Origin of the sequence: Xenorhabdus sp. Sc-CR9 (assembly GCF_963897815.1) — a bacterium.
Classification (GTDB): Bacteria; Pseudomonadota; Gammaproteobacteria; order Enterobacterales; family Enterobacteriaceae; genus Xenorhabdus.
The window spans coordinates 1-11,691 of sequence record NZ_CAWQTY010000228.1 but is presented as its reverse complement, the minus strand read 5'-3'; the positions used below and the strand labels follow the sequence as shown (position 1 = coordinate 11,691).

Genomic DNA, 11,691 nt, shown 5'->3' with positions numbered 1-11,691 from the left:
GGGTTGCGAGGCTGCGTATCTTACGCTTTCCTCTGTCAGTGTCAAGCCTTATTTTTCAAGGCTTTTCACTTTGTCATCCCGACAGATTTGTGTATTTGTCGTGACAACGGATGCGCATTATAGGGAGTTTTACGCCGCTGACAATAGTTTTTTCTCGATTTTTTTCCGTTCGCGTTTTTTTTATTCAAAACGCTGGAACAGCCATCAAAAAGGCTGTTTTTAAGGCGTCACATCACGCTATATTTGCAAAAATTCATCAGAAAAACGATCCACCTGTGCCCAGTCGGTATATTCGATTTCTTTTGTTGTGTCTGTTTCTCCCCCACTCATGCGCATGATGAATTGAATCATGATGCGATCTAACCACCGATAACGCGGATAAAGTAACGCTCCCGCGAAGACATTACATAAATCAGGTTGCCACGGACTTTTCATCAAAAACTTGCGTACATAAGCATTCGTTTCTGCGGTTCTTTTTTCTGGTTTTCTCGCCGTTAAGTTGACACCAAAGAAAGCAGTTTTCTTTTGGTTCAACTGTTTTTGGTGGCAAATAACAAATTGATGTAATGCAGAATTGAAATGCCCATAGCGTATTGATGCCCCTACCATGACTTTTTGATAAGGAGCCAGACTAATCTGTTTTACTGTCGCGAGATCCCTTAAGTCGCATTCGACCCCAGAACGACGGAGATTCTCTGCAATACGCGTAATAATTTTTTTGGTTTGTCCATCCTGAGTGGAATAGAGCAATAAACAACTCATAAGATACGCCCTTATTAAGTAGCGTTTCACCTATCAATTCTGTTAATCGCTACTTATACCCTTTACTTCTCAAGCGGCTTTAGGTGCTTCCTTACCTTGCCCCTGCTACTTGAAACCTAACGGGTATATAGAAATAGATAATTATTCACGCCAGAAAGTCGGTGTAAACAAGACTAATAATGTAAATACTTCTAAACGCCCAAATAACATGGTGACGACCAATATCCATTTAGCCATCGTATTCATAGTTGTGAAGTTGTCTGCAACAGTCCCTAACCCTGGGCCTAAGTTATTCAATGTTGCGGCTATGGCAGAAAAGGCAGAAAACTCATCCACGCCAGTTGCAATCAGTAACAGCATACTAATGATAAAAACTAACGCATAAGCAGAAAAGAATCCCCACACTGCTTCAATAATTCGTTCTGGTAATGCCCGATGCCCTAGTTTAATGGTATACACCGCATTAGGATGCACCAATCGTTTTAACTCACGGGAACCTTGCAAAAATAGCAACAGGATACGAATCACTTTCAGACCTCCGCCCGTTGAGCCAGCACACCCTCCGATAAATGCAGAACATAGCAGCAAGAAAGGTAAGAATAGAGGCCAATTAGCGAAGCTATCCGTTGTGAATCCCGCGGTGGTTGCCATGGAGACAACCTGAAAGACAGCATGATTAAGCGCTCCCAGCTCTGATTCGTAAACGGAATACTGCCACAATATCAGTATACAGATACTCAGTAATGACAACTGAATAGTAATGAACATGCGAAATTCTGGATCGCGCCAATACACTTTCAAACTTCGCCCAGAAAGAACGGCAAAATGCAGACCAAAATTACAACCCGATATCAATAAGAAGATGGCAATAATAGTATTAATAACCGGGCTATTGAAAAAACCGATACTAGCATCATGCGTGGAGAATCCACCGATAGCAATTGTGGAAAAGCTATGGGAAATCGCATCAAATACTGACATTCCCGCAGCCCACAAAGCTATCGCACAGGCGATGGTCAGTAAAACATAAATCAGCCAAAGTGTTTTTGCTGTTTCTGCAATTCGAGGACGCATTTTATTATCTTTCAATGGCCCTGGCATTTCAGCTCGATAAAGCTGCATCCCTCCAACACCAAGTAAAGGCAATATCGCCACAGCCAACACGATGATCCCCATCCCACCCAACCATTGCAACATTTGGCGGTAAAACAGGATGGCTTTTGGAAGAGAATCAAGGCCAACAAGTGTTGTTGCCCCTGTCGTCGTCAAACCAGAGAATGATTCAAAAAAAGCATCAGTGACTGAAAGGTTAGGTTTTTCAGAAAAGATAAACGGTAATGCCCCAACACTACCCAGCACAGTCCAAAATAGAACGACTATCAAAAAACCTTCTTTTGGCTTGAGATCTCGTTTTTGATCTCGATTAGGTACCCATAATATTAAACCTATAACGAGAGCAAAAATGAATGTTTGGCTGAATGCCCTACCGGCACCATCACGGTAAATCAGTGCCACTAACCCTGGTATAATCATTGTGACAGAGAAAAGAATGACAAGTAGTCCAACAATGCGGGTTATGGCGCGAAAATGCATTCGGCTAGTTCCTTAGAAATCCGGTATAACAAAAAATTATGGTTTTGGTATTAAAGACAGGGCACCACGGCTTAGGTCTCGTAATTTATCACCTATCTTGCCAACAAGGGTAGCTGGCAGTGAAACTTGCAATGTGACATTTTCAGCATAATCACTGGCAATTACTTGCCCGGAGAATTGCTGTAACACTTGTTCCACCATTGAGATATGCGAATACTCACACTGTAATTGGTACAGTTTCTGGGGAACTTTATATTCCGTTTCCAGCAATTTCAGTGCTTGCTGCACACCATTTCCATAGGCTTTTACCAATCCACCCGTACCGAGTTTGATACCACCGAAATAGCGAACAGACACGGCAGTAATTTCTCCTAAATCACTCCCTATTAGCTGATATATCATTGGCTTACCTGCGGTTCCTGTTGGTTCTCCATCATCGGAAAAACCCAGCTGTTGGGAATCATCCGGCGCACCAGCCACAAAAGCCCAGCAATGATGCCGGGCATCAGGATATTGTTCTTTGATACTTTGGATAAATAACTTCGCCTCATCCACCCCATTGGTATGTTCCAACAGGGTAATGAAACGACTCTTTTTTATCTCTTCAGTAAAGCTGACTGAAGCCGCAGGGATCAAATAAGGCTTCATTATGGCAATTGTAAATCTCTGGTCATATTTTCAATTTTTCCAGCGTGAATCACGATGTTATCTTCAATACGAATACCGCCATACGGTTTGAGCATATCAATTTTTTTCCAATCGAAATGCTGGCGATACTCACTTTCACGCCACGGTGCCAACAGGGTTTCAATGAAATAGAGACCCGGTTCGATGGTTAAAACCATCTTTGGCTCCAAGATACGGGTACAGCGCAGGTAAGGGTGCATTTCTGGAGCAGCCAAATGGACGCCGTTATCATCTTGCATAAACCCAGCAGTATCATGCACCTGCAAACCAAGTAAGTGACCAAGCCCGTGTGGAAAGAATGGTGTTGTCAGCCCTTTTTCGACCATACTCTCTTCACTGACCCCATGAATAATATCATGTTTTTTAAGCAATTTGGCTATACGATGATGCATATTAATATGGTACTCGGTATATCGGACACCTGTTTTAATTGTGCCGATAATCGCCTGCTGTTCTTCATTCAGATCTTTAATCAATGAGGCGAAATCGTTATTGGATTTTGCTGAATAGGTTCTGGTGATATCCGCGGCATAACCATTATATTCTGCTCCTGCATCAATCAAGAAGCTGCGAATCTCAGAAGGTACAGTCTGGCGTAATTTAGTGTAATGTAAAACTGACGCATTCTCATTCAAGGCAATAATATTATCATAAGGAACATCAGTATCACGGTGCCCTGTTGCCATCAAATAGAACATATTAATTTCGAATTCGCTAATGCCGGACAAAAATGCGTCATAAGCCGCCTGATGACCATTTACGGCAGTTTTTTGAGCTTCACGCATACAAGCTAGTTCATAATCTGTTTTATATGAGCGATGGTAACTCAAATAATTCAAGACTGCTTTTGGGTTGATATTCTTTTCAAGAATTCCCAAAGAATTAGCACGCTCAGTTTGTTCGCCAATATAGGCAACATTCTGTTTTGATAATCCACTCAATTGCGCATCGATATCATCAGCTTTTGCCAAATGAATCAGTTCCACGTCTTCAGTCCAGTAACTATTGGGTAACGAATCTACGCTATGCCAATAATCTACCGGAGAATAAAACCACAGTTTAGGTTTATTGATTCCATCAATCCATAACCAGCAGTTCGGAACTTTAGTCACAGGAACCCAAGCCTTAAAGTATGCATTCGCCTTGAAAGGATAATGGCTATCATCAAGAAAAACTCGTAATGATACACCAGAGTGAATAAGTAGGGCGTCAAGCTGGGTTCGTGCCAATATTTCACGGGCACGATTTTGTAATATTTTAATGTGTTCGTGGTACAGAGGTGCCAACTTTTCCATCTCAATAGCCTTTTTGGTTTTCTGGCAGGGGCTTAATATTACCACAATTCATTATATTGAGTGCCATCACATGAAAAGTTGCTTTCCCAGAAATTGATGACAATATTTATATTTTTCAAAACACTAATAAAAAATCTTACCTCCTGCCATAAATCTTACCTGTGATCCGTCCGACAAAAAATTAATCATTGGTTTGCATTAAATTAACACACTAATCACAATCAACACATCTGGTCATACCAGATGGTATGCACTCATTGAGGAGAATGACATGCTCTACCTAAGTGACACTATTCAAGTAAAATGGCTGAAAGATGGCATTGCAGAACTGATCTTCAATGCACCAGCTGCAATTAATAAATTAGATACAAAAACTGTTACTTCACTGGATAAAGCCGTTGCCACCCTTGAGCAACAAACAGAACTCAAAGGTCTGTTATTACGTTCTGAAAAACAAGCTTTTATTGTTGGTGCAGACATCACAGAATTTTTATCATTATTCAACGCACCCGCAAAAAAACTTCACGACCTACTGAATCTCGCCAATAGTATTTTTAACCGTATTGAAGATCTTCCTGTTCCTAGCGTTTCTGCTATTAACGGTTATGCTCTTGGCGGTGGTTGTGAAACTGTGCTCTCAACTGATTTTCGTGTCGCAACCCCCGATGTCCGTATTGGGTTACCAGAAACTAAATTAGGCATTATGCCGGGCTTCGGTGGTTCTGTCCGTCTGCCACGTTTAATTGGTACAGATAATGCCCTCGAAATTATTACCGCAGGTAAAGATATCAGTGCTGAAGAAGCGCTGAAAAATGGTTTGGTTGATGCTATCGTTCCTGCCGAAAAGCTGGTTGACTCCGCCATTTCAATTCTGGAACAAGCTATTAAAGGAGATTTAGATTGGAAAGCCGTTCGTCAACCTAAACTAATGCCACTGAATCTCAATGAAATCGAACGTACCATGAGCTTTAACGTGGCAAAAGGCATGGTAATGAAAATTGCCGGTCCTCATTACCCAGCGCCAATCACTGCGGTTAAAACCATTGAAAAAGCCGCTACGCTAGGCCGTGATGAAGCTCTGAAATTAGAATCCGACAGTTTTGTCGCATTGGCTCACACCTCTGTTGCCCGTGCTTTAGTCGGTATTTTCCTGAATGACCAATATGTCAAAGGGCTGGCGAAAAAACACTTACAAACAGTCACAGCACCTCAACATGCGGCCGTACTAGGCGCAGGGATCATGGGTGGGGGTATTGCCTATCAATCCGCTCGTAAGGGCATTCCTGTCCTGATGAAAGATATCAATCAAAAAGCGCTGGATTTAGGTATCAATGAAGCAGCCAAGTTACTGAATAAGCAATTTGAGCGCGGGCGTTTGGACGCTATGAAGATGGCTAAAATTTTGTCATCCATTCAACCAACCCTTAGTTATGCTGGTATTGAACAATCCCAGATTGTTGTCGAAGCCGTAGTTGAAAATCCTAAAGTTAAGTCTGCTGTTCTGGTAGAAGCAGAATCTCATATCAGCGATGAGTGTATTCTGGCTTCTAATACCTCCACAATTCCAATCACTGAATTGGCAAGGTCACTGAAGCGTCCGGAAAATTTCTGTGGAATGCATTTTTTCAATCCGGTGCATCGTATGCCACTGGTTGAAATCATTCGTGGAGAAAAAACATCGGATAAAACTATTTCAACGGTTATGGCTTACGCCAGCAAAATGGGTAAGACACCGATTGTCGTCAACGATTGCCCGGGCTTTTTTGTAAACCGCGTATTGTTCCCTTATTTGGCTGGTTTTAGCATGTTATTGCGGGATGGCGGTGATTTTCGTCAAATTGACAAAATCATGGAAAAAGAATTTGGCTGGCCAATGGGTCCTGCGTATCTCATCGATGTTGTCGGTATTGATACTGCTCACCATGCACAGGTTGTCATGGCACAAGGTTTCCCTGAGCGCATGAGCCGTAATTATCAAGATGCAATCGATGTATTGTTCGAAAATCAGCGTTATGGTCAGAAAAACGGCGTTGGTTTCTATAAATATACCCAGGATAAAAAAGGCAAACTGAAAAAAGGGCAAGATGAAGCTGTCGATCAGCTACTGGCAGGCATCACCCAACCAAAACATACTTTCTCCGGCGAAGAGATCATTGCTCGTACTATGATCCCAATGATTAACGAAGTCGTTCGCTGTTTGGAAGAAGGTATCATTTCCAGCCCAGCGGAAGCAGATATGGCACTGGTTTATGGTTTAGGCTTCCCTCCATTCCACGGTGGCGTTTTCCGCTATCTGGATACTATGGGAACCGCCGCCTACGTGAAAATGGCTGAAGGCTATGTCCACTTGGGCGCTCTCTATCACGTACCTGCTGGCCTGAAAGCAAAATCCGAAAGCAATGAAAGTTACTACCCTGCCCCAGCAGAACTTGCTGTTAATCCAGGTGAAAAAGTGTGAGGTCTGAAAACATGGAAAACGTAGTTATTATTGATGGTATCCGTACCCCAATGGGGCGCTCAAAAGGTGGTGTATTCCGTCAGGTCCGTGCAGAAGATCTCTCCGCACATCTGATGAAGTCGTTACTTAAGCGCAATCCAGCCCTTCAGCCTGAACATATAGACGATATCTCTTGGGGGTGTGTGCAACAGACTCTGGAGCAGGGGTTCAATATCGCCCGTAATGCCGCACTGCTGGCAGGCATTCCCCATTCAGTTCCTGCAGTGACCGTTAACCGCCTGTGTGGTTCTTCTATGCAGGCACTGCATGACGGTGCCCGCATGATCATGACTGGCGATGCCAGTATTGCAATGGTCGGCGGTGTTGAACACATGGGACATGTCCCCATGACACATGGTGTTGATTTTCATCCTAAATTAAGCCGAAACGTTGCAAAAGCAGCCGGTGTTATGGGTCTGACCGCAGAAATGCTGGCAAAAATGTACAGTATTAGCCGTGAAATGCAGGATGAATTCGCACTGCGTTCTCATCAACGCGCAGCACAAGCGACAAAATCCAAGGCTTTCGAGGGCGAAATCGCCGCCATGTACGGGCATGATGCCGACGGTAATATGAAACTCATCAATTTTGATGAAGTCATCCGCCCCGAGACTAATCTCAAAGACCTATCGGCTCTGCGTCCTGTCTTTGATCCTATCACCGGTAGCGTCACCGCAGGTAACTCCTCTGCACTTTCCGATGGTGCATCAGCGATGCTGATAATGAGTGAAAGCAAAGCCAAAGAGTTAGGGCTAAAGCCTCGTGCCCGTATCCGCTCAATGGCCGTTGTTGGCTGCGATCCTTCTATCATGGGTTACGGCCCCGTACCTGCTACAAAAATGGCATTAAAAAAAGCCGGCTTAAGCCTTTCTGATATTGGCCTAATGGAATTGAACGAAGCATTTGCCGCGCAATCCTTAGCTTGTATTAAGGGGCTGAATCTGTTGGATAGTATGGATGACAGAATCAACCTGAATGGTGGTGCAATTGCTCTCGGTCATCCATTAGGATGCTCTGGTACTCGAATCACAACGACCCTGCTTAACCTGATGGAACGCAAAGATGTTCAATTCGGGCTAGCAACCATGTGTATTGGGCTAGGCCAAGGCATTGCCACAATTATTGAAAGAGTATAGTTATCAAATTTGTATAACAACCAAATTGAGTTACTGGGTTTAGTTATCAAAAGTATCTGACGATTGAAATTTATTACTATTTTTCCCTTGTTTGTCTTATCTATTGCATCACTCTAATAAGTTTTTGCCGTAGTTTCCCGCCTGTCAGGGGCGGGTTTTATTTTTATCATTTTATTTTTTACAGGGAGAGTAAGTCAGATGAACTCAAACGCATCTCCATACATGCGATCAATAGACGCGTCACGTTCGCTACAGAACCGCTCACGGGCAATTTTGACCATTTCAAAGCGACCAGCGATATAAATATCATGGTTTGCTAAACTACCAAAATCGTCTAAAACCGCACTCAGAACCGTGCCGGTTCTGCCTCTCCAGTGCTCATCAATCTGCTCAACGACAGGAACAACCGACAAATTGGGATAATTCTCACTCAATGCCTGCAATTCCCCTAAATCATAAAGGTGTTGCAGCTCACGACCTCCCCAATAGATTGAGATCTCACGGTTAGGATTTTTTTCCAATGCAGCCAGTAAGATAGAACGGGTATAAGAAAATCCGGTTCCTCCGGCAATCAACAACATAGGGTTTTCACTATCTTCACGAAACCATGCCTGACCATGGGGAATATCAATAGCAATCGTTCTTTGATCCAGTATTCTGTCCATTACCGCCATTGCATAGAGATTTAACTCAGAAGCCCCGATGTGCAGTTCAATCGTCTGTTTTTCTGATGGCGGTGATGCCATGGAAAAAGGACGCTTATCCCTTTCATCCATAACTACCATCAAATATTGCCCTGCGCGGAAAGAAAAAGGCGAATCAGGTAATAAACGAACCCGGTAAACTGTATCTGTAATGGAGTCAACCGATGTTACTTTACAGCTTAGTATTGTCATGCGTTCCCTCTTATCGCTTCAAAATATCTAATTGATCCCAAATTTCATCGACACGGCCCCGAATTTCATTGCTCATTACAATCGGACGCCCCCATTCCCTTTGTGTCTCTCCTGGCCACTTATTTGTTGCATCTAATCCCATTTTTGAGCCTAACCCAGAAATAGGGGAAGCAAAATCGAGATAGTCAATTGGTGTATTTTCCATTAAGACAGTATCTCTTTGCGGATCCATTCGCGTCGTTATTGCCCAGATAACATCATTCCAATCACGAGCATTGATGTCATCATCACAAACAATAACAAATTTTGTATACATAAACTGCCGCAGATAAGACCAAACCCCCATCATGACTCGCTTGGCATGACCTGCATATTGTTTTTTAATCGTAACGATAGCGAGCCGATAAGAACAACCTTCTGGCGGCAGGTAAAAATCCACAATTTCAGGAAATTGTTTTTGTAATATTGGCACCAGTACTTCATTTAACGCTACACCCAATACAGCGGGTTCATCCGGTGGACGTCCGGTATAAGTTGAATGATAAATGGCATCACTGCGCTGGGTAATATGAGTTATCATAAACACCGGAAACATATCCACTTCATTGTAATAACCGGTATGATCACCATATGGCCCTTCCGGTGCCATTTCGCCGGGTTCAATGTAGCCTTCAAGGATAATTTCAGCACTTGCCGGTACTTCAAGATCATTAGAGATACATTTAACGACTTCTGTTTTATGCCCACGCAATAATCCAGCAAAAGCATATTCAGATAAAGTATCAGGGACTGGCGTAACCGCACCCAATATCGTGGCAGGATCTGCGCCCAATGCAACAGACACAGGGAAACGCTCTCCCGGATGAGCCTGACACCATTCCTGAAAATCGAGTGCTCCACCACGGTGAGATAACCAACGCATAATAAGTTTATTTTTACCCAATACTTGCTGGCGGTAGATACCCAAATTCTGACGCTCTTTATTAGGTCCTTTAGTTACCGTAAGCCCCCACGTAATCAATGGTGCAACATCTTCTGGCCAACAATGCATAACTGGAATACGGGTAAGATCCACCTCATCATCTGCCCAAATCTGCTCCTGACAAGGTGCAGAATTAAGGCGCTTGGTCGGCATATTCAGAACCTGTTTGAATTTAGGCAATTTATCCACCAGATCACGAAACCCTTTTGGCGGCTCTGGCTCCTTAAGGAAAGCTAATAACTTACCAACATCGTGCAATGCCTTAACATCATCTTGCCCCATACCCATAGCAACCCGCTTAGGCGTTCCAAATAAATTGCACAGCACAGGCATCGAATATCCCTTAGGATTTTCAAATAACAAGGCAGGGCCGCCGGCACGAAGAGTACGATCTGCGATTTCAGTCATTTCCAGATAGGGATCAACTTCCATACGAATTCGTTTTAATTCACCAGATTGTTCCAATAAGGAAAGAAAGTCTCTTAGATCGCGGTATTTCATATTGTTCATTTGTGCCGATATTTAAGGAGGGAAGGATATTATAAGCCCTCCCATGAGGGTTACAAGGTAAACTCATAACTTGCTAAAAATCAATGAATTCAATGTAATCTTGTGGGGTAAACTCCTTAGATACAGCAGCATGGTACCCAATCAGCGAATGTCTGTGTATCAAATTGCTCAGGAATCGTTTTATTATGCTGGAAAACCTTAAAATCTTCGTTTTTTCACTAAAATAATGCGATTTTTCTCCTTTAATATGCAATCTGCTGCCTTCACGTAACATAGGTAATAAAAACTATCTACCTGGCACCTTTCAAGTTACAACTTTGTTGGCTGCTGTCGCTCTGCATCTCGAAATATATTGGGTATTGAACGGGGATTAGGTTCCAAAAACATGGATTACAACCGATCTTTTGGGTAACTTAATCATTGGACATTATCAGGGAATTTACCGTTACCTGAGGGGAATATTTTCATATTTTCTTTTCCTTTACGAAATATTAGATAAAATTATCAATATCATCGTAATTGGCGATTTTTACACCTTAAGTAATACACAAACTTTTACTGGAGATAAATACCACTGGTTATAAAAACATAACTTATTCCTTCACATAACTTTTTAGCTTTATTGATGATCCACCAACACTGGTTTTGTTATGCTAGGCATTCTAAGCAATGGAGTGGAAATATTATGGGGAATTGGTATCTTCTTTACTGTAAACGAGGGCAAATCTCTCGAGCGATAGATAATTTGGAAAGGCAAGATGTTATCTGCCTGACACCTATAGCCAAAATCGAAAAAGTCATTCGGGGTAAACGGACAACCGTTAGTGAACCATTGTTTCCCAATTATCTTTTTGTACATTTTGATCCTGAAGTCATTCACACCACAACGGTTAACTCAACACGTGGAGTAAATCATTTCATACGGTTCAGTACTTATCCTGCCATTATACCGCAGGCATTGATTGATGAATTGATGTCTATCACTGAACAGGATTATATTGCGCCTGAAACTCCAATAGCAGGAGATACTGTTCTGATTACTGAAGGAATTTTCGAGGGAATTCAAGCAATTTATAACGAACCGGATGGAGGAACCCGTTCAATTCTCCTCCTTAATATCCTCAATAAAGAAGTTTCTAAAGTTTTAGATAATAAGCAGTTCATCAAGATTTAATCAGAACCACCCGCATAGCGGGTGGTTTGCTCTAGCCCTATAAGGGCATGTTACCGACTGCGCCTAAATGACGCGGCTTTCTCTTCGTTCAAGCTAAGTGTCTTTGCTTCTTTGGCTTACCCCTTGAAGGGGTCGTCTGACTCTCGTGTACTTAATTTA

General features: G+C 42.6%; 10 protein-coding genes. 4 read left to right on the top strand and 6 right to left on the bottom strand.

What is annotated here, in order from left to right:
* Positions 1–223 (top strand): hypothetical protein (locus tag AACQ81_RS18315; RefSeq protein ID WP_237388180.1); only part of this gene is annotated, 223 nt, incomplete at its 5' end.
* A gap of 14 nt (positions 224–237) precedes the next feature.
* Here AACQ81_RS18315 and hemG read toward each other — a convergent pair.
* The 4 genes from hemG to pepQ form a co-directional block, all read right to left on the bottom strand.
* Positions 238–762 (bottom strand): menaquinone-dependent protoporphyrinogen IX dehydrogenase, encoded by a 525-nt coding sequence (hemG, locus tag AACQ81_RS18310; protein WP_237388179.1) that lies wholly within the window; start codon positions 760–762, stop codon positions 238–240.
* 141 nt (positions 763–903) lie between these two features.
* Positions 904–2,355, bottom strand: a complete 1,452-nt coding sequence (gene trkH / locus AACQ81_RS18305; protein ID WP_237388178.1) for a Trk system potassium transporter TrkH — start codon at positions 2,353–2,355, stop codon at positions 904–906.
* A 36-nt stretch (positions 2,356–2,391) separates the two neighbouring features.
* On the bottom strand, positions 2,392–3,003 hold the full coding sequence (locus tag AACQ81_RS18300; protein WP_237388177.1) for an IMPACT family protein: 612 nt from the start codon (positions 3,001–3,003) through the stop codon (positions 2,392–2,394).
* Positions 3,003–4,337 (bottom strand): Xaa-Pro dipeptidase, encoded by a 1,335-nt coding sequence (pepQ, locus tag AACQ81_RS18295; protein ID WP_237388176.1) that lies wholly within the window; start codon positions 4,335–4,337, stop codon positions 3,003–3,005. Before pepQ ends, AACQ81_RS18300 begins: the two co-directional genes overlap by 1 nt.
* Positions 4,338–4,608: 271 nt before the next feature.
* Here pepQ and fadB point away from each other — a divergent pair, with 271 nt between their 5' ends.
* Together fadB and fadA are read left to right on the top strand one after the other, a co-directional pair.
* Positions 4,609–6,795 (top strand): fatty acid oxidation complex subunit alpha FadB, encoded by a 2,187-nt coding sequence (gene fadB, locus AACQ81_RS18290; RefSeq protein ID WP_237388175.1) that lies wholly within the window; start codon positions 4,609–4,611, stop codon positions 6,793–6,795.
* Positions 6,796–6,806: 11 nt separating this feature from the next.
* A complete protein-coding gene (fadA, locus tag AACQ81_RS18285) occupies positions 6,807–7,970 on the top strand; it encodes an acetyl-CoA C-acyltransferase FadA (protein ID WP_237388174.1) in 1,164 nt (387 codons plus the stop codon).
* A gap of 194 nt (positions 7,971–8,164) precedes the next feature.
* Here fadA and fre read toward each other — a convergent pair whose 3' ends face one another.
* Together fre and ubiD are read right to left on the bottom strand one after the other, a co-directional pair.
* Positions 8,165–8,866, bottom strand: a complete 702-nt coding sequence (fre, locus tag AACQ81_RS18280; protein WP_237388173.1) for an NAD(P)H-flavin reductase — start codon at positions 8,864–8,866, stop codon at positions 8,165–8,167.
* Positions 8,867–8,876: 10 nt separating this feature from the next.
* Complete coding sequence (gene ubiD, locus AACQ81_RS18275) at positions 8,877–10,349, bottom strand: 4-hydroxy-3-polyprenylbenzoate decarboxylase (RefSeq protein WP_237388172.1); 1,473 nt, start codon at positions 10,347–10,349, stop codon at positions 8,877–8,879.
* Between the two features lie 694 nt (positions 10,350–11,043).
* On the opposite strand from ubiD, the gene rfaH reads away from it, so the two are divergent.
* Positions 11,044–11,532, top strand: coding sequence for a transcription/translation regulatory transformer protein RfaH (gene rfaH / locus AACQ81_RS18270; protein ID WP_237388171.1), 489 nt, complete (start codon positions 11,044–11,046; stop codon positions 11,530–11,532).
* The last annotated feature ends 159 nt before the right edge of the window (positions 11,533–11,691 follow it).

Excerpts from the sequence above, each read along its gene's own strand:
- hemG (WP_237388179.1), bottom strand. The coding sequence starts at position 762 with ATGAGTTGTTTATTGCTCTATTCCACTCAGGATGGACAAACCAAAAAA.
- trkH (WP_237388178.1), bottom strand. The coding sequence starts at position 2,355 with ATGCATTTTCGCGCCATAACCCGCATTGTTGGACTACTTGTCATTCTT.
- AACQ81_RS18300 (WP_237388177.1), bottom strand. The coding sequence starts at position 3,003 with ATGAAGCCTTATTTGATCCCTGCGGCTTCAGTCAGCTTTACTGAAGAG.
- pepQ (WP_237388176.1), bottom strand. The coding sequence starts at position 4,337 with ATGGAAAAGTTGGCACCTCTGTACCACGAACACATTAAAATATTACAA.
- fadB (WP_237388175.1), top strand. The coding sequence starts at position 4,609 with ATGCTCTACCTAAGTGACACTATTCAAGTAAAATGGCTGAAAGATGGC.
- fadA (WP_237388174.1), top strand. The coding sequence starts at position 6,807 with ATGGAAAACGTAGTTATTATTGATGGTATCCGTACCCCAATGGGGCGC.
- fre (WP_237388173.1), bottom strand. The coding sequence starts at position 8,866 with ATGACAATACTAAGCTGTAAAGTAACATCGGTTGACTCCATTACAGAT.
- ubiD (WP_237388172.1), bottom strand. The coding sequence starts at position 10,349 with ATGAAATACCGCGATCTAAGAGACTTTCTTTCCTTATTGGAACAATCT.
- rfaH (WP_237388171.1), top strand. The coding sequence starts at position 11,044 with ATGGGGAATTGGTATCTTCTTTACTGTAAACGAGGGCAAATCTCTCGA.